This window comes from Streptomyces sp. NPDC045701 (genome assembly GCF_056432045.1).
The window spans coordinates 128,150-149,352 of sequence record NZ_JBWKJV010000011.1; the positions used below are offsets into that span (position 1 = coordinate 128,150).

Genomic DNA, 21,203 nt, shown 5'->3' on the forward strand with positions numbered 1-21,203 from the left:
TCAGCGGCCCGAGAGCCGGAAGCCCATCCGGCCGAAGGCGACCATGTCACCGGCCTGGACGACGACCGGGCCGGTGACCCGCTGCCCGTTGACCGAGGTGCCGTTGGTGGAGCCCAGGTCGCGCAGCACCCACAGCCCGTCCTGGAGGCTGAGTTCGGCGTGCAGGCGGGAGACCGTCTCGTGGCTGAGCCGCAGCCCGTTGGCCGGGTCCCGCCCTATGCGCAGCGGGTACGGTCCGGGCTCGGGCAGCAGCAGCTTCGGCAGCCGCTCCGCCTGCCACGCCCGGCGCAGCCGCACATGGAACCCGGACACCCGCTCGACCGCGCCGAACAGCCGCTTGGACCAGCGTCCCTCGGTGCGCAGGTCCGCGGTGAGGGCCGCCAGTTCGTCGGGGCGGCGGGCGACCAGGGCCAGTTCCATGCGCCGCAGGAACGTGTCGTGCGACAGCTTGCCCTGCGCTGCGCCTTCCCTCAGCAGCCCCAGCGCACGGTCCCGTTCGGCGTCGGAGAGCCGAGCGGGGTACGTGGAGGACTCGAAAGCGGACGTCACAGACGTGATTGTCGGTCCGGGCGGGCCGGGGTGTCCAGACGGACCCCGTTGTCGGACCCCGTTGGTACGGTCTTGGTACGTGATCAGCGGGGGCTTCGCACCTGGTGTGACGCAGGGGTTCCGTTCGGCCAAGTGCCGTGCTTCCCGATCTCGATCTTGCCAGGATTGGGGCGTTACGACGACGAGGGGATCACCAGTGCTGTTCGAGGTGTGGGCACCACAGGCAGAGGAACGGGTCGAGCTCCGACTCCGGGGCGCGACGCACGCGTTGGAGCGTGATCCGGAGCGGGACGGCTGGTGGGTGGCCGACGTGGAGGCCGGTGACGGCGCGCGGTACGGGTACGCGCTGGACGGCGGCCCCGTGCTGCCCGACCCGCGGTCGCGGCGCCAGCCGGACGGGCCCGACGGCCCGAGCGCGGTCGTGGACCACGCGGTGTACGACTGGCGGCACGAGTCCCCGTCGCGCGGGCTGCGCGGCGCCGTGCTGTACGAGATGCACATCGGCACCTACACGCCCGAGGGCACCCTGGACGCGGCGGCCGCCCGGCTGGACCACCTGGTGGAGCTGGGCATCACGCACGTGGAGCTGATGCCGCTGTGCCCCTTCCCCGGCCGGCACGGGTGGGGGTACGAGGGCGTGTCGTTGTGGGCGGTGCACGAGCCGTACGGCGGGCCCGAGGCGCTGAAGCGCTTCGTCGACACGGCGCACGGGCTCGGTCTGGGCGTGGTGCTGGACGTGGTCCACAACCACCTGGGGCCGTCGGGCAACTACCTCCCGGCCTTCGGACCGTACTTCACCGACACCCACCACACGCCGTGGGGCGCCGCCGTGAACCTGGACGCTCCCGGTTCGGACGAGGTCCGGGCCTTCCTGCTGGGCAGCGCCCTGGCCTGGCTGCGCGACTACCGGGTCGACGGGCTGCGGCTGGACGCCGTGCACGCGCTGGCCGACACGCGCGCGCTGACGTTCCTGGAGGAGCTGTCGGCGGCGGTGGACGGGCTCGCCGCCGAGCAGGGCCGGGAGCTGTTCCTGATCGCCGAGTCCGACCTGGCCGACCCGCGTACCACGGCGCCGCGCGCGGAGGGCGGCCTCGGCCTGCACGCCCAGTGGAACGACGACTTCCACCACGCCCTGCACACCGCGCTGACCGGTGAGTCGCAGGGCTACTACGCCGACTTCGCGCGCGCCCCACTGGCCGCGCTGGCCAAGACCCTGGGCCACGTCTTCTTCCACGACGGTACGTACTCGTCGTTCCGCGGCCGTACGCACGGGCGGCCGGTGGACCGGGCCAGGACCCCGGCGCACCGCTTCCTGGGCTATGCCCAGACCCATGACCAGGTGGGGAACCGGGCCACCGGCGACCGGCTCTCGGCGTCCTGCTCCCCCGGGCTGCTGGCGTGCGCGGCGGCCCTGGTGCTGACCGGTCCGGCCACGCCGATGCTCTTCATGGGCGAGGAGTGGGGGGCGGGCACCCCGTGGCAGTTCTTCACCGACCACACGGACCCGCAGCTGGCGGAGGCGGTCCGCGACGGCCGGAGGCGGGAGTTCGCCGAGCACGGCTGGGCGGCCGAGGACGTTCCCGACCCGCAGGACCCGGCCACCCGGGACCGCTCCTGTCTGGACTGGACCGAGCCAGGCCGGCAGCCGCACGCCCGGCTGCTCGCCTGGTACCGGGAGCTGATCGCGCTGCGCGCCGCGCAGCCGGACCTGACCGACCCCGATCTGGCGGCGGTGCGGGTGGCGTTCGACGAGGACGCCCGCTGGCTGGCGTACCGGCGGGGGGACCTGCGGGTCGCGGTCAACTTCGCGAAGGAGCCCGCCCATGTGCCGCTCGGCGGCAAGGGGCGGGTGCTGGCGGCCTGGGAGCCGGTGGAGATGCCGAACGGCGACGGTCTGATGACCCTGCCGCCGGAGTCGTGCGTGGTGCTGACGGACGCGTAGGCCGCCGCCCGGCCGGCCCCGTTTCTCCAGCCGGCACCGCCCCGCGCCGCCGCCCGGATGCGGCGGCTCGCGGCGGGGTCGCCTATGCGACGATCGCGAGCTCGCGCGGTGTGGTGTTGAAGCGGCGGCCGCCGTCCTCGGTGACCGTGACGATGTCCTCGACGCGGACGCCGAAGCGGCCCGGCAGGTAGATCCCCGGCTCGATCGAGAAGCACATGCCGGGCACGAGGGGCTGCTCCTCGCCCTCGATCATGTAGGGCGGCTCGTGCGTGGTGACGCCGATGCCGTGACCGGTGCGGTGGATGAAGTACTCGCCGTACCCGGCTTCGGTGATCACCGCGCGGGCCGCCCGGTCGACGTCCTGGCACGCCGCGCCCGGCCGGACCGCCTCGAACCCGGCCTGCTGCGCCTCGCGCACGATGTCGTGGACGCGCCTCTCCTCGGCCGTCGGCTCGCCGACGTGGACGGTGCGCGTGGTGTCGGAGCCGTATCCGTGCTTGAGGCCGCCGAAGTCGAGGACGACCATGTCGCCCCGCTCGATGACGCGGTCGCCCGCCTCGTGGTGCGGGTCGGCCCCGTTGGGCCCGGAGCCGACCACGGTGAAGTCCACCTGTGAATGACCGTGATCGGCGAGCAGCCCGGCCAGGTCGGCGGCGATGTCCGTCTCCTTCCGCCCCTCGAAGCGGACCGTGAGGATGTCGCGGTACGTCGCGTCGGCGGCGGCGCCCGCCGCCTCCAGGCGGGCCAGCTCCGAGGCGTCCTTGACGGCCCGGAGCATGGGCAGGGCCTGCGTGAGCGCGGCATAGGTGGTGCCCGGCAGCCGGTTCTGGAGCCCGAGGAGGTGCATGGCCCAGGCGTTGTCGCTGACCCCGAAGCAGCCTCGGGGGTCGAGGAGCGGGGTGGTGACGGCGTACGGATCGGTGCCGTCGGTCCAGTCCCGGAGGGTGAGCGCCGCGGCTCCGGCGGCCCGGGCGGCGTCGGGTGCTTCGAGGGTCGGCACGACGAGCACCGGGTCCTGGCCGGGGGCGAGGACGAGGAGCGTGAGGCGCTCGGTGTCGGCGGTGAGCCGGTAGCCGGTGAGGTGCACCAGGTCGGGGCCGGGCGCGACGAGGAGGCCGGCGAGCCCGGCACCGGCCGCGGCTTCGGTGGCGCGGGCCATGCGGGCGCGGTAGTCGTCGGCGGTGAACGGGGCGGGGGCGCTGTCGTTGCGGCTGTCCATGACGGTCATCCTGGCCGGGCGGTCGGCGGGACGCGAGCGATATCCGCGGCTCGTGCGTGCTCAGCCCATGTGGACCACCAGGTCGGCGCGGCCGCGTCCGGCTGCGACGAGCCGGGCGTTGGCCTCGTCGGACTCCCTGACCCACCGCTCGGCGTGCGGGCGGTCCTTGCCGAACCGGACGTGCCGTTCGACGAGGCGGTGGATCCTGCGGTGGTCGTCCAGGTCCAGGAACCAGACCTCGTCGAGGAGCGGGCGGACGGGCGCCCAGGGGCCGTCGTCGTGGAGAAGGTAGTTGCCCTCGGTGATCACGAGCGGCACCTCCGGGCCGACGGGGATGCTGCCCGCGACCGGTTCCTCCAGGGCGCGGTCGAAGGCGGGAGCGTAGACGACGGTGCCGGGCTCGGGGGCGCGGAGGCGGGCCAGCAGGGCGGCGAACCCGGCCGCGTCGAACGTGTCCGGGGCGCCTTTGCGGTCGGTGCGGCCCAGGCGGCTCAGCTCGGCGCGGGCGAGGTGGAAGCCGTCCATCGGGACCAGCGCGGCGAGCCCGTCGAGGCGCTCGACCAGGCGGGCCGCGAGGGTCGACTTGCCGGCCCCCGGCGCTCCGGCCAGCCCCAGGACGCGGCGGGTGCCGGGGACGGCGAGGCGGCGGGCGCGGGCGGTGAGCTCGGCGAGCTGCTGCGAGTCCATGGCAGCAGTGTGGCAGTCCGGCCGCGGGGAGCCTCGGTACAGCGGATGCCGGTGGTGACGATCATGGTTCGGGCGGCCCGAACGTGCTGACCCGGTTCTCCTACGCGCGGCGGGCCTTGCGCTGGGCCGGGATTCGCCGGGGCGCCCTGGACGCCGTCGAGCGGCAGGCAGCGGCTCTTCCGAGGCCGGGACGTCCTCCGGCTCGGGGCAGGCGACGGCCGTGCAGATGGCGCCGCTGGTCAGCTCGCTGTCATACGTATAACGTCTGGAACCATGTCGCACATCGCCCTGATCACCCTCGTCGTCCGTGACTACGACGAGGCCATCGCCTTCTACACCGGTGCTCTCGGCTTCGAGCTGGTCGAGGACACCGACCGCGGGCAGGGCTCCCGGTGGGTCGTCGTCCGGCCCCCGGGCGCCGGGTCGGGCACCGGCCTGGTGCTGGCCCGGGCGGCGGGCGCGGCGCAGGAGGCGAGCGTCGGGGCGCAGACCGGCGGGCGCGTGGGCTTCTTCCTGCACACCGAGGACTTCGCCGGTGACCGGGCCCGGATGCTGGCGGCGGGCGTGCGGTTCCTGGAGGAGCCGCGCCACGAGCCCTACGGGACGGTGGCCGTGTTCGAGGACCTGTACGGCAACCGCTGGGACCTGCTCCAGCCGGCCTGACGGCCTCGGGCCGCCCCGCCCGCGCCCCCTGGCACGCCCGGAGGGGGCGCCCGCCACCTGCTGGGCGCCGCCCCGAAGTCGCCGCCCGGCGCCGGTGCGTAGGGTGGCGGGATGTCCCTCCTCCAGCCGCTCCGCCCCGACCACGCCCCGGCGCTGCTCGTCTTCGAGCGGGAGAACCGGGCCTTCTTCGCGGCGTCCGTCCCCGATCGCGGCGACGACTACTTCGCGCGGTTCGAGGCGCGCCACCTCGCGCTGCTCGCCGAGCAGGCGGCGGGGACCTGCTTCTTCCATGTGGTGACGGGTGACGACGGCGAGGTGCTGGGACGGGTCAACCTGGTCGACGTGGCGGACGGCGCGGCCGAGCTGGGGTACCGGTTCGCCGAACGGGCCACCGGCCGCGGACTGGCCACGGCCGCGGTCCGTGAGGTCTGCTCGCTGGCCGCCGCGGAGTACGGCCTGACCGCCGTGCGGGCCGTCACCACGCTGGACAACGCCGCCTCGCGGGCCGTGCTGGTCCGTACGGGGTTCCGGCCGACCGGCGACGTCGAGCTGGACGGCCGCCCCGGCCTCCGCTTCGTACGGCACCTGGGCGGGCGTCCGGGCGGTGGCGCGGTGCAGGGCCGGGCGGAGGGCGCCCGCCGGACGGCGCACCCCCCGGGCGTCAGCCCTCGCCGTCGGCCGGGGTGAGCCTCAGCGAGATCGAGTTGATGCAGTAGCGCTGGTCCGTCGGGGTCGGGTAGCCCTCGCCCTCGAAGACGTGGCCCAGGTGGGAGCCGCACCGGGCGCAGCGCACCTCGGTACGGACCATGCCGTGCGAGCGGTCCTGGATCAGCTCGACCGCGTCGGTGTCCTTCGGGTCGTAGAAGGACGGCCAGCCGCAGTGCGACGCGAACTTGGTGGTGGAGGTGAACAGTTCCGCTCCGCAGGCGCGGCAGGAGTAGACGCCCTCGGTCGCGGTGTCGGTGTACTCACCGGTGAAGGCGCGCTCCGTGCCGGCCTCCCGGAGGACGTGGTACTCCTCGGGGGACAGCTCCGCGCGCCACTGCTCGTCCGGCTTCTCGACGTCGTACGCCATGTGCTGCTCTCTCCCTCAGTCGCGGTCCGCCAGGCGGTCCAGGATCCTGGGGCCGAGGTCGGTGACGTCCCCGGCGCCCATGGTGAGAACGAGATCACCGGGCTTGGCCATTCCCGCGACGACGTCCGGGACGGTGTCCTTGTCGGGCACGGCGGTGACGTCGGCGCCGGCGGCGCGCGCCGCGTCGATGATCAGGTCGCTGGTGACGCCCGGGATCGGGTCCTCCCGGGCGGGGTAGATCTCCAGGACGGCCGAGGCGTCGGCGAGGGCGAGGGCCTGCCCCATCTCCTTGCCGAGCTCCTGGGTGCGGGAGAAGAGGTGGGGCTGGAAGACGACGAGGAGGCGCGCGTCGCCCGCGGCACCGCGCATGGCCTCCAGGTCTGCCGTCATCTCCGTGGGGTGGTGCGCGTAGGAGTCGATGACCTGGACGCCGGCGGCCTCGCCCTTGAGCTGCAGGCGGCGGCCGACGCCGGTGTACGCGGTCAGGGCCTGGGCCAGGGCGGCGGGCTCGATGCCGACCCGGGCGCCGGCGGCGAGCGCGGCGGCGGCGTTGTGCGCGTAGTGGCGGCCGGGCACCGAGACGGTGAAGGTGTGCTCGACGCCGTCGAGGGCGACGGTGACCTCGCTGGTCATGCCCTTGGGCGTGATGGCGAGGATCCGGGCGTCGGAGTCGGCCGACTCGCCGACGCGGACGATCGTCAGGTCGTCGCGGCCGGCCACCCGGCGGGCCAGCTCACGGGCGCCGGAGTGCTCGCCGACGACCAGGGTGCCACCGGGACGGATCTTGGCGACGAACGCCTCGAAGGACTCGTAGATCTCGTCCATGGACGCGTAGTTGGCGTGGTGGTCCAGCTCGACGTTGAGGACGATGGCGACCTCGGGTTCGTACTTCTGGAAGCTGCGGTCGCTCTCGTCCGCCTCGGCGACGAAGATGTCGCCGTCGCCGTGCAGGGCGTTGGTGCCGGGCCCGGCGAGGTCGCCGCCGATGGCGTACGACGGGGCGAGGCCCAGTTCGGTGAGCGCGACGGCGAGCATCGAGGTGGTGGTGGTCTTGCCGTGCGTCCCGGCCACGGCGATCGCGCGCAGCCCGGTCATCAGCGCGGCCAGTGCGTCGGAGCGGTGGACGACCGGGATGCCCAGCTCGGTGGCGCGGGCGAGCTCGGGGTTGTCGGGGCGGATGGCGCTGGAGACGACGACGCCGGTGGTGCCGTCCGCGACGTTGCCCGCGGCGTGCCCGATGTGGACGGTCGCGCCGAGGGCCCGCAGGGACGCGGCGGTCTCGGACTCGCGCGCGTCGCTGCCGGCGACCTCGGCCCCGCGCTGGGCGAGGATCCTGGCGATGCCCGACATCCCGGCGCCGCCGATGCCGATGAAGTGCGGTCGCTCCATGGCGGCGGGAATCATGGCGGCGGGAACGGCGGGTGCCATGCGTGTCTCTCCAGGGGTGTGGCGTACGTGAGGGCCCCAGCCTATTCGGTGTCCGGCTCGTCGTTGTGCGCGAAGAGCTTCAGCACCGGCACGCCGACCTTGTGGCGGGCGCGGGAGGCCCAGTCCCGGTGGAAGAACTCCTCCACGTAGTGGGGCTTGGTCAGCACGATCACCTCGTCGGCGCCGGACTCCTCCACGACGGCCTTCAGCTTGTCCAGCGGATGGTCCTCGACGACCTGGCCGACGGCGTCGCAGCCGGCTTCGCGCAGGACGCGCAGGGAGTGGTCGAGCCCTTCCTGGGCGGGGAGCTCCGCGGCCCTGCCCTCCGGTTCCTCGCCCTCCTTGACGGCTTCTCTCAGCTCGCCGAGGGCGACGTCGTCGATGGCTCGCAGCAGAACGACGGCCTGGTCGCCGCGCGGCTGCATCAGGACGATGAAGGACATCTCCTCGTCGCCGTGGAGGGTGGTGACGAACTCCACGTCCACGGACGACAGCGGCTTCTCGATCATCAGAACGCTTGTGAACACTTGGGAGCCCTTCTGCGGAAACCATCCTTCCCCGTGTCCGCACGGGGACTGCGTGAGTCAAGTCTGCCCACCGGACGCTAAGCGGAACGGTTGATTCCGCTGATCGGTCACGTCCGGCTGTAACGGGTGAACAGGAACCCGTCCTCCTCCAGGAGGGACGCCAGCGCGAACCGCTCCGGCACCTTCAGGGACGGCCCGCCCGTGATCCGCTGCGCCTGCCCGGCGGTCAGCATCGGCGACACCGTCAGGCACAGCTCGTCCAGCACCCCGTCCGCCACCAGCTGGCCGAGCAGCCGGGGGCCGCCTTCCGTCAGCTGGCGGGTCAGCCCGCGCTCGGCCAACGCCCGCACCGCCCTTTCCGGCTCCACGCCCGGTCCGTCCCCGGCGACGACCACCTCGGCGCCGGCCTCCTGGGCCGCGCTTACCCGGTCCGGGGCGGCTGATGCGCCCGTCAGCAGCAGCGTCGGGACCAGGGGCTCGGTGAACAGCGGAGCGGAGAAGTCGAGGCTCAGCGAGGCGCTGACCACGGCGATCGCCGGCGCGGGCCCCTGCCCGGCCGCGGCCCGCCGCTCCGCGAAGGCCTCGCGGGCGCGCGCCGGGCGGTAGCCCTCCAGCCGTACCGTCTCGGCACCGACGATCACCACGTCGGCCAGCCCGCGCAGGGTGCCGAAGATCCGCATGTCGGTGGCGGACGAGATGGGCTGGGACCGCCCCTCGTGCTGGGCCGCCCCGTCCAGGGACGACACCATGTTGGCCCGCAGCCACGCCCCCTCGGCGGGGTACGCGTAGGCCTCGGCCAGCTCGTCGAGGGACCACTCACGCCCTTCGGCGGGGACTGTCCGGTCGGTCACAGGGAAGAGGCGTCGCATGCCGTGCAGTCTGGCACGGCGATTAGAGTGAGAGACGTGTCGACCAGTGCCATAACCGAAGCGGCCCCACTGTCCCTGTGCGCCCGCGAGCCGCACGTCCCCGCCGACCGTCTGGTCGCCGAGATGGTGCCGCCGCCGCGCTTCGACGCGGTGCGCTTCGACACGTACATCCCGGACCCGAACCAGCCGAGCCAGACCCGGGCGGTCGAGGGCCTGCGCTCCTTCGCGGCCGGACTGGGCGGCGCGCACGCGACCGGCGCGGGGAAGCGCCGCTGGTTCCGGAGGAAGCCGGAGGCGCCCACCGGCCCGCGCGGGGTCTACCTCGACGGCGGGTACGGCGTCGGCAAGACGCACCTGCTGGCCTCCCTGTGGCACGCCACGCCCGCCGAGCCCTCCCTGAAGGCGTTCGGCACGTTCGTGGAGCTGACCAACCTGGTCGGGGCGCTCGGCTTCCAGAAGACGGTGGCCACCCTCAGCGGGCACCGGCTGCTGTGCATCGATGAATTCGAGCTGGACGACCCGGGCGACACCGTCCTGGTGTCGACGCTGCTCGGCAAGCTGGTCGACGCCGGGGTCGCCCTGGCCGCCACCTCCAACACGCTGCCGGGCAAGCTCGGCGAGGGCCGGTTCGCCGCCGCCGACTTCCTGCGGGAGATCCAGGGCCTGTCCGCCCACTTCCGGCCGCTGCGCATCGACGGCGAGGACTACCGCCACCGCGGCCTGCCGGAGGCTCCGGCGCCGTTCGCGGACGAGCAGGTGGCCCGGGCGGCGTACACCACGCCGGGCGCGTCGCTCGACGACTTCCCGAGCCTGCTGGAGCACCTGGCCCGGGTCCACCCGAGCCGGTACGGCGCGCTGACCGACGACGTCCGGGCGGTCTGCCTCACCGGAGTGACGCCGGTGCCCGACCAGTCGACGGCGCTGCGCCTGGTGGTGCTGGCCGACCGGCTGTACGACCGGGAGATCCCGGTCCTGGCCTCGGGGCTGCCGTTCGACGAGCTGTTCAGTGACGAGATGCTGAACGGCGGGTACCGCAAGAAGTACTTCCGGGCGATCTCGCGGCTCACCGCGCTGGCGCGCGACGCGAAGGGGCTGGTGGCCCAGTAGGTTGGGCCGGTCGGCTCCACACCGTACGAAGGGAACCAGCATGGCCACCACGCGGCAGGCACACAACGTCTGGGAGGGCGACCTCCTCCAGGGCAAGGGCGTCGTGACCTTCGATTCGTCCGGCATCGGCGAGTACCCGGTGTCCTGGCCGGCGCGCGCCGAGCAGCCGAACGGCAAGACCAGTCCGGAGGAGCTGATCGCGGCCGCGCACTCGAGCTGCTTCAACATGGCGTTCTCCGGCGCCCTTGGGAAGGCCGGGAACCCGCCGACCCGCCTGAACACCAAGGCCGAGGTGACGTTCCAGCCGGGCACCGGCATCACGGGCATCCACCTCACGGTGGAGGGCGAGGTGCCGGGCATGGACGCCGAGGACTTCGCGGCGGCGGCCGAGGACGCCAAGAAGAACTGCCCGGTCAGCCAGGCCCTCACCGGGACGACGATCACGCTGACCGCCAAGCTGGTCTAGGTACACGGCCGCACGAGGCGACGTGGCCCGCAGTGTTCACGTGTCACCACACCACGTGATACACACGTGCGGGTCACGTCACACCTGTCCCACCCCCGGCCCCGCGCCCGGGGGTGCCCCGAGCAGGGAGTTGTTGCCTCGTGTCCGAACGGCTGTCCGCAACACGACGTCAAGTCCTCGCCCGCACCGGTGCGTCCGCCGCCGGGATCGCCTTCGCCGGCGCCTTCTCCGAGCTGTTCACCGGCACCGCCGCCGCGCGGGGCCACGCCGGCTACGGCGCCCTCGTCCCCGACCCGGCCGGCCTGCTGGACCTCCCCCGGGGCTTCCGTTACGAGGTTCTCTCCCGCGAGGGCGACCCGCTCCGCTCCGGCGAGGGCACGGTGCCCGGCAACCACGACGGCATGGGCGCCTTCGCCGGCCGCCGCGGCCGCGTCCACCTCGTCCGCAACCACGAGAACCGCGCCTCGGCCCGCCTCGCCGTGCCGACCGTCCGGGGCCTGACCTACGACCCGGCGGCCAAGGGCGGGTGCACCGCCCTCGAACTGGACGACCGCAACAACGTCCTGGGCGAACGCGTCGCCATCGCGGGCACCGCCGTCAACTGCTCCGGCGGGCTCACGCCCTGGGGCACCTGGCTGACCTGCGAGGAGACCGAGGACAGAGCCGGCACCAACGGCTACACCAAGGACCACGGCTTCGTCTTCGAGGTCCACCCGGCGGACCCGCTGCGCACCGGCGCGGTACCGCTGACCGCGATGGGCCGCTTCCAGCACGAGGCCGTGGCGGTCGACCCGCGCAGCGGCATCGTGTACGAGACCGAGGACGCCTTCCAGAAGCCCTTCGGGCTCTTCTACCGCTTCCTGCCCAACCGGCCGCTCGGCGGCACCGGCTCGCTGCGCGCGGGCGGCACCCTGGAGGCGATGCGCGTGCCGGGCGTGCCGGACCTGTCGGCCGTCCAGGAGACGGGCGCGACGTTCGAGGGCGTCGAGTGGGTTCCGGTGCCCGACAGCCAGGCGCGCCGGACGCCCATCCGGCTCCAGGACTTCGGGCCCCGGGGCATCACGCACGCCCAGAAGCTGGAGGGGTGCTACTGGGGCGGGCGCGGCGTCTACTTCGTCTCCAGCTTCGCGCGCGCCGCCGAGGGCTCGGCGTCCGACCACTACGGCCAGGTGTGGCGGTACGAGCCGCACCGGCGCCGGCTCACGCTGGTCGTCGTCTTCGGCCCGAGCAGCGACGTCCGGCTGCCGGGCGAGTCCCCCGACAACATCTGCCTGGCGCCCGGCGGCGGTCTGATGGTGTGCGAGGACGGCAACGGCGCTCAGCACGTCTACGGGCTCACCAGGCGGGGCGAGGTGTACCCGATGGCACGCGGCGCGCAGAACATCGGTACGCCGCAGGAACCGGAGTGGGGCGAGTTCGCGGGCGTGACGTTCTCGCCGGACGGCGGGACGATGTACGTCAACTGCTACACGCCGGGTACGACGTTCGCGGTGACCGGGCCGTGGCGCTGAGGTGACGCGGGTGCGGGACGGCGGCGCGTGCGGGGAGCGCGCCCGCCGTCCCGCACCGGGGCGTCGCGACCGCCCGGTCCCGCCGCGCCGCACGGGGGGCGGCGGTGGTCACCAGGCGACGGGCAGGGCCTCCGGGCCGCGGATCAGTGTGCCGCGCCGCCAGGGGACCTCCTGGGGCGGGACGGCCAGGCGCAGCTCCGGCAGGCGGTCGACGAGGGCGTCGATCAGCAGCTCGGTCTGCATCCGGGCGAGCAGCCCGCCCATGCAGTAGTGCGGTCCGTGCCCGAACGCGACGTGCGGGTTGGGGGCGCGGTCGAAGTCGATCCGCTCCGGATCGGCGAACACCTCCGGGTCGCGGTTGGCGGCGAGGTACGAGACGTAGACGGCGTCGCCCGCGCTGATCCGCACGCCGTGGATCTCCACGTCCTCCTGGGCGATGCGGGCCAGCCCGACGGCGCTGCGGTGCGGGATGTAGCGCAGCAGTTCGTCGATGGCCCGGGGCCGGACGGCCGGCTCGGCGCGGAGCCGTTCGAGGAGCGCGGGGCGGGTGAGCAGGAGGAAGAGCATCTGGCCGGTGTTGGCGGTGACGGCCTCGCCGCCGATCTGGAGGGGGCCGGCCAGGCCGATGGCCTCCTCCTCGCTGATGTCGCCGCGTCCCACCGCCGCGCCGAGCAGGGAGATGACGTCGTCCTCGGTGCTGCCGTAGCGCGCGCGGATCGCCTCGGCGAACCAGCCGTACATGCCTTCCTTGGCGCGGGCGCTGGTGGCGGCGCCGCCCGACGGGGAGACGATCTGCCGGGTCCAGGCGCGCATCCGGTCGCGGTCGGCGGCGGGTACGCCCATGACCTCGCAGACGGCGGCGATGGGGAACGGCTCCAGGACCCGCTCGACGAGGTCCGCAGGCGGCGCGCCGGCGAGCAGCTCGTCCACCATCTCGTCCAGGGTGTCCCGGGCGCGTGAGCGCAGCCGCTCCACTCCGCGCAGGGTGAAGGCGGGCGCCACCGCGCTCCGGAGCCTGTTGTGGTCGGGCTGGTCGGCGAAGGCCAGCGATCCGCGCTTGGGCTTGAAGTGGGCCGCGAGCCGGGTGACCTGGCGGTCGACGACGGGCGCGCGGGTGAAGCGCGGGTCGTTGGTGACCATCCTGACGTCCTCGTAGCGGGTCACCAGCCAGGCCCAGCCCTCGCCGTGGGGGAGCTGGACGCGGCTGACCGGCCCCTCGCGCATCAGCTCGGCGAGCACCGGGTCGAACTCCGTGCCGGAGATGTCCAGCGCGGGCCAGTGCCGCACGGGAGGCGGGCCCAGGATGGGCCGTGTCGCGGTGTCCTCGGTCATGCGTGCGTCCGTCCCTTCGACGACGTGGGTTCCCCTCACCATCACCCGCGCGGGGCGGAACATCGCGCTGGACTACTCCGGACGGAAGCAGGACACCCCCTCCACCCCGATGATCATATATTTTCCGCATGTGATCACTTTTGTACGTATTGTGACGCTTCTGGGTGTGCTGTGCACCGCCCTCGTCGGCTGCGGTGACCTCCCCGGCGGCCGTCCCCGCCCCGTCCCGCCCGGAAGACCGGCCGCCTCGGAGAATCCCTCACCCGCCTCGGCGCGCCCCTCCCCCGCCGGGGCGCCGCCCACCATGGCGCCCGGCCCCGGCGGGATCACGCCCGTGTTCGAGCGGGGGCCCGCGACGGCCGGCCGGACCGTCGCCCTCACCTTCGACGCCGACATGACGGCCGACCAGGGCCCCAGGGCGGCCCGCGGCGAACGGTTCGACAACCCGGCGCTGATCGACACGCTCCGGCGCCTGCGCGTGGACGCCACCGTCTTCATGACCGGGCGCTGGGCCGAGGAGTACCCCGACCAGGCGAGGGCCATCGGCAACGACCCCCGCTTCGAGATCGCCAACCACTCCTACAGCCACCACGCCTTCAAGGAGCCCTGCTACGGCCTGCCCGCCCTCGGCCGACCGGACATGGCGGCCGACGTACGCCGCGCCTTCGACGCCTTCCGCGCGGCCGGGGCGCGCAACGTCGTGCCGTACTTCCGCTTCCCCGGCGGCTGCTACGACGGCGACGCGCTGCGCGCGCTGACCGCCGCGAGGGTGACGGCCGTCCAGTGGGACGTGGTCGGCGGCGACGCGTTCGCCACCGACGCCGACGCGGTCGCCGAGCAGGTCCTGGCGGGCGTCCGGCCGGGCTCCGTGGTGGTGCTGCACTGCACCACCAGCGCCGCGCCCGCCACCGAGCGGGCCATCCGCCGCATCGTCCCCGAGCTGCGCGCACGCGGGTACCGCTTCGTCAAGGTCTCGGACCTGATGGCCGCCGCCGGCCGCGGCGCCCCGGCGGCGGACTTGCCCTGAAGCGCGCTCCACCCCCTGGCGTCCGGTGTGCCAGGGACACCACCCACGAGGGACACACCGTGCGTCACGCACGGTTCGGCCGGACCGGTCCGGGCGTGGGCGAGCCGGCGCTGGGCGCCATGACCATGGGGGCGAAGGCGACGAGGAGGTGGAGCGGCGGATTCTCGACGCGGACGCGGACGCGGGCGGCGACTTCGTCGACACGGCCGACATCCACGGCGGCGGCGTCTCCGAGAGGGTCGTGGGCAAGCCGCTGGAGGGCCGCCGCGACCGGTTCGCGCCGGCCCCCAGCTACACCTGCGCGGGACATCGGCGAGCGCCGCACGTGGCGCGCGTCCCGCTCGGCCCGAGCCGGAGGAGCCGGCCCTAACCGGAACAGGCGGTGCGCTCCGCCTCCCGCCACTCGCAGACCGGGCACAGGGTGATGCCCTTCGTCGACTCCGGGTACCCGGTCGGCTCCTGGCACAGGACGCACGCGGCGTACGGCGGCCCCGCCTCCGGCTCGGCCGCGCCGGAAGGTGTCCTCTCCGGAGGTGTCGCCCCGGGAGGCGTCGTCCCGCGGTACGAATCGTCCATGTATACGAGCGTACTCACTCCCGCGCGGTGGTGAACCCGGTGGTCACCGGAGGGCCGGCGGCACCGCCGCGGTGATCGCCCCGGCCGGCCGGTGCCGGTGGGAGCGGCTCCGGCCGGGGTCGCCGCTCCCACCGGCACCGGGGCGCGGCCGGGCCGTAGCGGCGGCCGGCGCCCCGCGGGCTCAGGACTGCTTCGCCTTCTCGGGGGTCAGCTCGCTGGGCCGTACGATCACGAAGCCCTCGCCCTGGAGCATCAGTTGCACGGCCTCGCCGGAGCCGCCCCGGATCATCGAGCCGAGGGACTGCGACCGGTGCAGCGAGGTGTTCAGCTGGGCGCTCCAGCCGACGACGGCGTCGGTGTCCACGTACACCGGCTGGTTGGTGGTGACCGGGATGACGACGGGATTGCCGTCGCAGATCACGGCGAGCTTGCCGTAACCGGTGAAGACGCTGTTGAACAGGCCGCCGCCGGTCATGCCGGCGCCCTTCACGGTCTTGATGTCGTAGGAGAGGGTCGCGTCGAAGCAGAGCACGTTGCGGCCGTTGACGGTCAGCGCGTCACCCTGCTCGACGTCCACGATGAAGCAGTTCTGCGCCTCGTGCGCGAACCAGGCCTCGCCCTGGCCGCGGACGGCCATCAGCGGCAGGCCCTCACCGGTGACGGCGCGCTTGAGCATGCCGCCCAGGCCCTGCCCCTTGCGCTCGAACTGCAGGTTTCCCCGGTAGGCGATCATCGATCCCTGCCGGGCGTGCATCTCCCCGTTGACGGCGTACTTGACCGACTTCGCGTTCTGGAGGGTCATGCCGGGCACTGTCGCCTGCTGCGCCATGTTCTCGGACGCGAAAAGATCGCTTTTCATGCGGGCATCGTGTCCCGGAACCACCCATTCCGCCAAGAACGGGCCCTGGGCGGACTGGCAGACTGTCCGGGTGAGCAGCGACGACGCCCCCCAGTACGTCCTCCCCCTGGTGGTCCGCATCGAGCGGGCGGAGCCGCCGGCCCGTACCGACGCGCTGGAGACCGCCGCGCGCGCGGTACTGGTGATGCTGTCGGACGACCGTGCGCTCGGCGACGGGGAATGGGCCGGGGCCGTGCGCGCCTGGGAGGACGCGCGGATCCGCAAGGTGGTGCGCCGCGCGCGTGGCGCGGAATGGCGCAAGGCGTCGCGGCTGCCGGGCATCACCGTCACGGGCGGCTCCGCGGAGGTACGGGTCTTCCCGCCCGTCCCGCTGGACGGCTGGCCCAAGGAGCTGGCCAGGCTCCAGGTGTCGGGGACGGAGCTGGACGACGCCGGCGAGCCGGCCGGGACGCGGCCCGGACAGGCCCTGCTGTGGCTCAACCCGGAGCTGCGGATGTCCACCGGCAAGGAGATGGCGCAGGTCGGTCACGGCGCCCAACTGCTGTGGTGGGCGATGACGGACGAGGACCGCGAGACGTGGCGGGACGCCGGTTTCCCGCTGGCGGTACGCACGGCCGGCCCCGGCGAGTGGGCCCGACTGACCTCCTCGGGGCTGCCGTTGGTACGGGACGCCGGGTTCACGGAGATCGCTCCGGGGTCCTGCACCGTGGTCGCCGACTACCCGGTGAGCCGGCGCTGAGGCCGTCCCGCCCGTTCAGCGCGGTCCCAGCGTGAGCAGCGCGACCACGAGCAGCACCAGCAACGCCCATCCGAGCGGGCCGATGCCACGGCGCCGCGGATCGCGGCCCTGGTACCCCACGTCGTGCGCCCGGGGGGCGTCGTGAGCGGCGTCGTGAAGGGTTCTCCGAGGGGTGTCGCGAAGGGTTTCCGAACGGGTGTCGTGCGGGGCGTCGTCTCCCATGGGCGCCAGCATACGGGGGCTTCGATTTCCGGGGCGGGGCCGACTGAACGGTCGCGTCCCTGTATACGTACCTCCCAGTAATGCCATCGGGTTCGGGAGGCACCACCTTGTTGTTGCGACGTATCAACGGCTCGGCACTCATCATCGCGGCCCTCGTCGTCACGGTCGGCGCGCTGGCGTTCCCGGTCTGGTCGTACGCCGACCGTTCCGGGACCGGCCAGGCCAACCTCAACGCGTCGACGGTGGCGACTCAGTGGGGGCCGTTGTCGGCGACGGACCGTGACTTCCTGGTGAAGGTGCGGCTGGCAGGGCTCTGGGAGCTGCCGGCCGGTCAGCAGGCCATCGAGCGCGCCCCCAGCCAGGCCATCAAGGACACGGGCGACCACCTCGTCGTCGGCCACGCCGACCTCGACCAGCGGGCCCGGGACGTGGCGGCGAAGCTGGGGGTGGAGCTGCCCAACCAGCCGACGGAGCAGCAGCAGGGCTGGCTGCGCGAGCTGTCCGCGGCCAGCGGCGAGGAGTACGAGCGCAAGTTCGCCAACCTGCTGCGCAACGCGCACGGCAAGGTGTTCGCGCTCGTCGCCCAGGTGCGGCACACCACCCGCAACACACTGATACGCCAGCTGGCGAGCGACGCCAACCAGACGGTACTGGACCACATCACGATGCTGGAGGCGACGGGCAAGGTCGACTTCGACGCGATCGCCAACGAGGCGGCCGGCAACGCGACCGCGAGCCCGTCCGGCCCGCCGGCGCCCAACGGCAACCTGCCGCCGGCGCCGACACCGGCCGTACCGACGGGGACGGACCAGTCGTTCACCTCCCGCCCCTCGACGCAGCCCGGGCCGCCGACCGCCATCAACACGAACCGCCCGTAACCTCAAATGAAGCTCTGAACTGCGGTTCTGCCGTTTCGGGGTTCCCTCCGCGGGGCCATCACCCTTCCGACCGACGCAGGAGGAGGGGGACATGAGAGAACTGGGTACCGGCATCGGCTGGCGTCCGGAGATCGCTGACGCGGTGGAGGGTCTGGCCGGGGTGGACTGGGTGGAGGTGGTCGCGGAGAACCTCTGCGTCGGCCACTTCCCCGACTCCCTGCTGCGGCTGCGCGAGCGGGGCGTCACGGTCGTCCCGCACGGCGTGTCGCTCGGCCTCGGCGGCGCCGGCCGGCCGGACGGGGGACGGCTCGCGGAGCTGGCGGCGAAGGCCACGGCGCTGGGGGCACCGCTGGTGACGGAGCACATCGCCTTCGTCCGGGCCGGGGGGCCGCTCACCGCGTCACCCGCCCTGGAGGCGGGCCACCTCCTGCCGGTGCCTCGGACGTGGGACGCGCTGGACGTGCTGTGCGAGAACGTCCGCATCGCGCAGGACGCGCTCCCGGTGCCGCTGGCGCTGGAGAACATCGCGGCGCTGTTCTCCTGGCCGGGCGAGGAGCTGACGGAGGGGCAGTTCCTGGCCGAGTTGGTGGAGCGTACCGGCGTCCGCCTCCTGATCGACGTGGCGAACCTGCACACCAACCACGTCAACCGGGGCGAGGACCCGGCGAAGGCCCTGGCGGAGCTGCCGGTCGAGGCCATCGCGTACGTGCACGTGGCGGGCGGCGTCGAGCGGGACGGCGTCTGGCACGACAGCCACGCCCACCCGGTCCCGCCGGCGGTGCTGGACATCCTGGCGGACCTCGCGTCCCGGGCGACCCCGCCGGGCGTGCTGCTGGAGCGGGACGACGACTTCCCGCCGGCGGAGGAGCTGGCGGCCGAACTCGCCGCGATCCGCGCGACGGTGCGCGGCGCGGCGGCGACAGGCCCGGGGGCGGCGGGCCCGGGGACGACGGCCGGCGATGCGGACGGTGACGTCCCGGCGCGGGCGGCGGGCGGCGCCGGGCGGGTCCCGGTGGCTTCGGCGGTGGCCGGTGCGCGGGGCCGCGGCGGGGCGGACCGGCCAGAGGCGGGGCCCGTGCCCGGTGGCGTGCGGCAGCGGGTGGGGATCGCGCAGGCCGCGCTGCTGTCGGCGCTGGTGGCCGGGACGCCGGCGCCCGAGGGGTTCGACCGGGCGCGGCTGCGGGTGCAGACCCGGGCGCTGGCGGCCAAGCGGGCCGGGGTCGTCGCCAAAGTGGCGCCCGAGCTGCCGGAGATCCTCGGGGGCGGTTACCGCCCCGCGTTCCTCGGGTACGCCGGGTCCCGCCCCCTGCGCGGCGGCTACCGGCGTGACGCGCTGGACTTCGCCGAGCACCTCCTGATCGCCGGACAGCCGGAGGATCCCGTCGCCCGACGGCGGCTCACCGCGTGGTGGCAGGAGCGCGCCGGGGCGCGGCCACCGGGCCGGACCGGCCGGCTGGTGCGTGCCGCCCGCGCCGCGCTCGTGGGGAGGCGGGCCGCGTGAACGTCGTCGCCCTGCTCCTCTACGCCGCCGTCGCCGTCTCCTCCGTCCTCCTCGTCCACGGGGTCGCCACCTCCCGGCGCGGACCGGGCGGCTCGATCCACTACCGGGTGGAGGCCGCGTTCCTGAACGGCGGGCCCGCACGGGTCGTCGACTCCGTCCTCGCCTCGCTCGCCACCGACGGCCGGGTGGCCGTCGGCGGGCCGGGCATCGTGCACGTGGTCCGCCCGCTCGGCCACGACCCCGTCGAGCGCGCCGTGCTGCACGAGCTCGCCGCCGCGCCCAACGGCGCCCTGCACGCGGTGCGGCTGGCCGCCATGCGCCACCCCGCCGTGCAGGAGATCGGCGACCGGCTCGCCCACCGCGGGCTGATCCTGCCGCGCGGCACCGGGCGCGCCTGGCGCCGGTGGAGCGTCGTCCAGGCGGTGAGCTGCTTCCTGCTGTTCCTCGCCTCCATCGCGGCGACCGTCGTCGAGTACACCGCCCTCGGCCCCGGCGAGGACATCCCGTTCCCCTTCGTCGTCAAGGTGTTGCCGGCCCTGTTCGCCGGTCTGGTGACCGCGCTGGTCTGCGCTGCCGTCAGCGGCCGCCGGCTCACGGGGGCGGGACGCCGGGCCCTCGCCTCGTACCGCAGGGCCCATGCCCACCTGGTCGAGCCGGGGGACCTGGTGGCGCTGCACGGGCTGCGTGCCCTGCCCGACCCCGTCCTGCGGGAGCAACTGGTCGCGGCGGCGCGCATGTACGGGCGGCGGAGCGGCGGCGGAGGGGGTACGCAGCAGGACGACCTGTTCGCGACCACGTCCGTCGCCGTGTGGTGCGCGAGCGCCGACACGGGCGGGTCCAGCTGTGGCGGCGGTTGCGGAGGGGGCGGGGGCGGCAGCTCGGCGTGCAGCGGCGGGTCGGGCTGCGGAAGCGGCGGGGGCGGGGGCGGGTCCAGTTGCGGGGGCGGATCGAGCTGCGGCGGAGGGGGCGGGGGCGGCGACTGACCGGGCCCGCAAGCCGCCGACGTACGCACGCCCCGGGGGTGTCGGCACCACGCCCGGCGCGTTCCCCGGTGACGCAGGGGGACGTCACCCCGGCGGCCTGACCACGCCGGAGGGCCTCCGGGCGGCCGGGCACACGTCGTCCGCATTGTGAGAACTTTGTGGCGCCGCGCCCACCGGTTGGCGTAGAAATCCGGCATGCTCTGGGTCCCCCTCCTGCTCATCACATGGGCCGCGGCGGCCGTCAGCTGTGCGCGGCTGTGCCTGGCCGCCGTCGAGGCCGCGCGGCCGGTGGGTCCCTCCGCGCCGGACGGCGACCGTGAACTGAGCCTGTACGAGACCGCGTTCCTGGCCGGCGGCCCGCAGCGGGTGACCGACCTGGCGCTGGTGTCGATGCACCACCGGCGACGGCTGTGGCTGGCCCACACCGGCTGGGCGACCGTCGTGGACGCGGACCCGGCGGGCGCCGACGAGGTGGAGCGGTCGGTGATGGGTGCGATAGGGCCCGGAGGGCAGTCGCGGATAGCGGCGGTACGGGCCGGGGCGTCGGCCGCCGGTCCGGTCCGGGCGCTCGCCGACCGGCTCGTCGCGGCGGGGCTCGCCGTCCCCGAGACGGCCAGGTCCGCCATCGTGGCCGCGCTGCGGAGCGTGCGCCGCTCCACGGTGCTGACCGTCGCGCTGGCGGCGGTCGCCGCGCTGCTGCTCCCGGACGGACACGCGCCGGACGCCCGGGCCATGACGTGGTTCGCGCTCCCGCTCGTCCTGACGCTCGGGTGCCTGGTCATCGCGCGCGTCGAGGTCCACCCGTACACCCGGTGGGCCTCCCCCGCCGGGCAGAGCCTGCTGACGCGGGTGAGCCGGCGCGATCCGCTCGCCGCCGTGGCCATCGGCGGGGTGCACGCCCTGGACGACCCGGCGCTGCGGGCGGCCCTCACCCCCGGGCAGCGCAGGGGTCGGTGAACGGGCTCCGGGTGGGGGGGGGGGGGGGGGGGAGGAACGACGAAAAGAGGAAAAAGTGGTTGTGGGGGGGGGGGAGTGGGTCCCGT

The 21,203-nt window shown here is 74.2% G+C and carries 24 protein-coding genes; 13 read left to right on the forward strand and 11 right to left on the reverse strand.

From position 1 onward, the window contains the following. Nucleotides 1–549 (reverse strand): DUF1707 and FHA domain-containing protein, encoded by a 549-nt coding sequence (locus AC07DW_RS15485; protein ID WP_478858165.1) that lies wholly within the window; start codon nucleotides 547–549, stop codon nucleotides 1–3. A 196-nt stretch (nucleotides 550–745) separates the two neighbouring features. On the opposite strand from AC07DW_RS15485, the gene treZ reads away from it, so the two are divergent. After that, nucleotides 746–2,491, forward strand: coding sequence for a malto-oligosyltrehalose trehalohydrolase (gene treZ / locus AC07DW_RS15490; protein ID WP_478858166.1), 1,746 nt, complete (start codon nucleotides 746–748; stop codon nucleotides 2,489–2,491). 82 nt (nucleotides 2,492–2,573) lie between these two features. Here the strand turns inward: treZ and AC07DW_RS15495 are convergent, their stop codons facing one another. Together AC07DW_RS15495 and AC07DW_RS15500 are read right to left on the reverse strand one after the other, a co-directional pair. After that, complete coding sequence (locus AC07DW_RS15495; RefSeq protein ID WP_478858167.1) at nucleotides 2,574–3,710, reverse strand: M24 family metallopeptidase; 1,137 nt, start codon at nucleotides 3,708–3,710, stop codon at nucleotides 2,574–2,576. 60 nt (nucleotides 3,711–3,770) lie between these two features. Beyond that, entirely contained in the window at nucleotides 3,771–4,397 is a 627-nt protein-coding gene (locus AC07DW_RS15500) for a nucleoside/nucleotide kinase family protein (RefSeq protein WP_478858168.1), read from the reverse strand. 273 nt (nucleotides 4,398–4,670) lie between these two features. Between AC07DW_RS15500 and AC07DW_RS15505 the strand changes: the two genes are divergently transcribed. Both AC07DW_RS15505 and AC07DW_RS15510 read left to right on the forward strand, forming a co-directional pair. Beyond that, a complete protein-coding gene (locus AC07DW_RS15505; RefSeq protein WP_478858169.1) occupies nucleotides 4,671–5,060 on the forward strand; it encodes a VOC family protein in 390 nt (129 codons plus the stop codon). A gap of 111 nt (nucleotides 5,061–5,171) precedes the next feature. Next, nucleotides 5,172–5,747, forward strand: coding sequence for a GNAT family N-acetyltransferase (locus AC07DW_RS15510; RefSeq protein ID WP_478858170.1), 576 nt, complete (start codon nucleotides 5,172–5,174; stop codon nucleotides 5,745–5,747). On the opposite strand, the gene msrB is transcribed toward AC07DW_RS15510, so the two are convergent. The 4 genes from msrB to AC07DW_RS15530 form a co-directional block, all read right to left on the reverse strand. Next, nucleotides 5,722–6,135, reverse strand: coding sequence for a peptide-methionine (R)-S-oxide reductase MsrB (gene msrB / locus AC07DW_RS15515; RefSeq protein WP_478858171.1), 414 nt, complete (start codon nucleotides 6,133–6,135; stop codon nucleotides 5,722–5,724). The two genes, AC07DW_RS15510 and msrB, sit on opposite strands and share 26 nt — an antisense overlap. A 15-nt stretch (nucleotides 6,136–6,150) precedes the next feature. Next, the gene (murC, locus tag AC07DW_RS15520; RefSeq protein ID WP_478858172.1) at nucleotides 6,151–7,563 is read right to left on the reverse strand and encodes a UDP-N-acetylmuramate--L-alanine ligase; all 1,413 of its coding nucleotides are present in this window, start codon (nucleotides 7,561–7,563) and stop codon (nucleotides 6,151–6,153) included. A gap of 41 nt (nucleotides 7,564–7,604) precedes the next feature. Next, nucleotides 7,605–8,090: an indole-3-glycerol phosphate synthase gene (locus tag AC07DW_RS15525; RefSeq protein WP_478858173.1), complete on the reverse strand. Its 486-nt coding sequence runs from the start codon at nucleotides 8,088–8,090 to the stop codon at nucleotides 7,605–7,607. 107 nt (nucleotides 8,091–8,197) lie between these two features. Continuing rightward, nucleotides 8,198–8,959, reverse strand: coding sequence for a pyrimidine reductase family protein (locus AC07DW_RS15530; protein ID WP_478858174.1), 762 nt, complete (start codon nucleotides 8,957–8,959; stop codon nucleotides 8,198–8,200). 27 nt (nucleotides 8,960–8,986) lie between these two features. On the opposite strand from AC07DW_RS15530, the gene zapE reads away from it, so the two are divergent. The 3 genes from zapE (at nucleotide 8,987) to AC07DW_RS15545 (ending at nucleotide 12,043) form a co-directional block, all read left to right on the forward strand. Next, a complete protein-coding gene (zapE, locus tag AC07DW_RS15535; RefSeq protein WP_478858175.1) occupies nucleotides 8,987–10,066 on the forward strand; it encodes a cell division protein ZapE in 1,080 nt (359 codons plus the stop codon). A 40-nt stretch (nucleotides 10,067–10,106) separates the two neighbouring features. Further along, nucleotides 10,107–10,532, forward strand: coding sequence for an OsmC family peroxiredoxin (locus AC07DW_RS15540; protein WP_478858176.1), 426 nt, complete (start codon nucleotides 10,107–10,109; stop codon nucleotides 10,530–10,532). A gap of 140 nt (nucleotides 10,533–10,672) precedes the next feature. Next, nucleotides 10,673–12,043 carry an alkaline phosphatase PhoX gene (locus tag AC07DW_RS15545; protein ID WP_478858177.1) on the forward strand — a complete coding sequence of 457 codons (1,371 nt, stop codon included), beginning with the start codon at nucleotides 10,673–10,675 and terminating at the stop codon, nucleotides 12,041–12,043. Between the two features lie 108 nt (nucleotides 12,044–12,151). Here the strand turns inward: AC07DW_RS15545 and AC07DW_RS15550 are convergent, their stop codons facing one another. Next, complete coding sequence (locus AC07DW_RS15550; protein ID WP_478858178.1) at nucleotides 12,152–13,375, reverse strand: cytochrome P450; 1,224 nt, start codon at nucleotides 13,373–13,375, stop codon at nucleotides 12,152–12,154. A gap of 151 nt (nucleotides 13,376–13,526) precedes the next feature. Here AC07DW_RS15550 and AC07DW_RS15555 point away from each other — a divergent pair, with 151 nt between their 5' ends. After that, nucleotides 13,527–14,402: a polysaccharide deacetylase family protein gene (locus tag AC07DW_RS15555; protein WP_478858179.1), complete on the forward strand. Its 876-nt coding sequence runs from the start codon at nucleotides 13,527–13,529 to the stop codon at nucleotides 14,400–14,402. 148 nt (nucleotides 14,403–14,550) lie between these two features. Continuing rightward, nucleotides 14,551–14,772 (forward strand): hypothetical protein, encoded by a 222-nt coding sequence (locus tag AC07DW_RS15560; protein ID WP_478858180.1) that lies wholly within the window; start codon nucleotides 14,551–14,553, stop codon nucleotides 14,770–14,772. Here AC07DW_RS15560 and AC07DW_RS15565 read toward each other — a convergent pair. Together AC07DW_RS15565 and AC07DW_RS15570 are read right to left on the reverse strand one after the other, a co-directional pair. Beyond that, nucleotides 14,769–14,978 (reverse strand): hypothetical protein, encoded by a 210-nt coding sequence (locus AC07DW_RS15565; RefSeq protein ID WP_478858181.1) that lies wholly within the window; start codon nucleotides 14,976–14,978, stop codon nucleotides 14,769–14,771. The genes AC07DW_RS15560 and AC07DW_RS15565 overlap by 4 nt on opposite strands. Before the next feature lie 181 nt (nucleotides 14,979–15,159). Continuing rightward, complete coding sequence (locus tag AC07DW_RS15570; RefSeq protein WP_478858182.1) at nucleotides 15,160–15,837, reverse strand: AIM24 family protein; 678 nt, start codon at nucleotides 15,835–15,837, stop codon at nucleotides 15,160–15,162. Between AC07DW_RS15570 and AC07DW_RS15575 the strand changes: the two genes are divergently transcribed. Continuing rightward, nucleotides 15,836–16,576, forward strand: coding sequence for an aminoacyl-tRNA hydrolase (locus tag AC07DW_RS15575; protein ID WP_478858183.1), 741 nt, complete (start codon nucleotides 15,836–15,838; stop codon nucleotides 16,574–16,576). The genes AC07DW_RS15570 and AC07DW_RS15575 overlap by 2 nt on opposite strands. A 15-nt stretch (nucleotides 16,577–16,591) precedes the next feature. On the opposite strand, the gene AC07DW_RS15580 is transcribed toward AC07DW_RS15575, so the two are convergent. Then, nucleotides 16,592–16,798, reverse strand: a complete 207-nt coding sequence (locus tag AC07DW_RS15580; protein ID WP_478858184.1) for a hypothetical protein — start codon at nucleotides 16,796–16,798, stop codon at nucleotides 16,592–16,594. Between the two features lie 113 nt (nucleotides 16,799–16,911). Between AC07DW_RS15580 and AC07DW_RS15585 the strand changes: the two genes are divergently transcribed. The 4 genes from AC07DW_RS15585 to AC07DW_RS15600 all read left to right on the forward strand — a co-directional run bounded on the left by AC07DW_RS15585 (nucleotide 16,912) and on the right by AC07DW_RS15600 (nucleotide 21,117). Then, nucleotides 16,912–17,676 (forward strand): DUF4142 domain-containing protein, encoded by a 765-nt coding sequence (locus AC07DW_RS15585; RefSeq protein WP_478858202.1) that lies wholly within the window; start codon nucleotides 16,912–16,914, stop codon nucleotides 17,674–17,676. A 91-nt stretch (nucleotides 17,677–17,767) separates the two neighbouring features. Then, nucleotides 17,768–19,177 (forward strand): MbnB/TglH/ChrH family RiPP precursor modification enzyme, encoded by a 1,410-nt coding sequence (locus tag AC07DW_RS15590; RefSeq protein ID WP_478858185.1) that lies wholly within the window; start codon nucleotides 17,768–17,770, stop codon nucleotides 19,175–19,177. Continuing rightward, nucleotides 19,174–20,160 carry a TIGR04222 domain-containing membrane protein gene (locus AC07DW_RS15595; RefSeq protein ID WP_478858186.1) on the forward strand — a complete coding sequence of 329 codons (987 nt, stop codon included), beginning with the start codon at nucleotides 19,174–19,176 and terminating at the stop codon, nucleotides 20,158–20,160. Before AC07DW_RS15590 ends, AC07DW_RS15595 begins: the two co-directional genes overlap by 4 nt. Before the next feature lie 195 nt (nucleotides 20,161–20,355). Continuing rightward, on the forward strand, nucleotides 20,356–21,117 hold the full coding sequence (locus tag AC07DW_RS15600; protein WP_478858187.1) for a TIGR04222 domain-containing membrane protein: 762 nt from the start codon (nucleotides 20,356–20,358) through the stop codon (nucleotides 21,115–21,117). Nucleotides 21,118–21,203 lie beyond the last annotated feature (86 nt).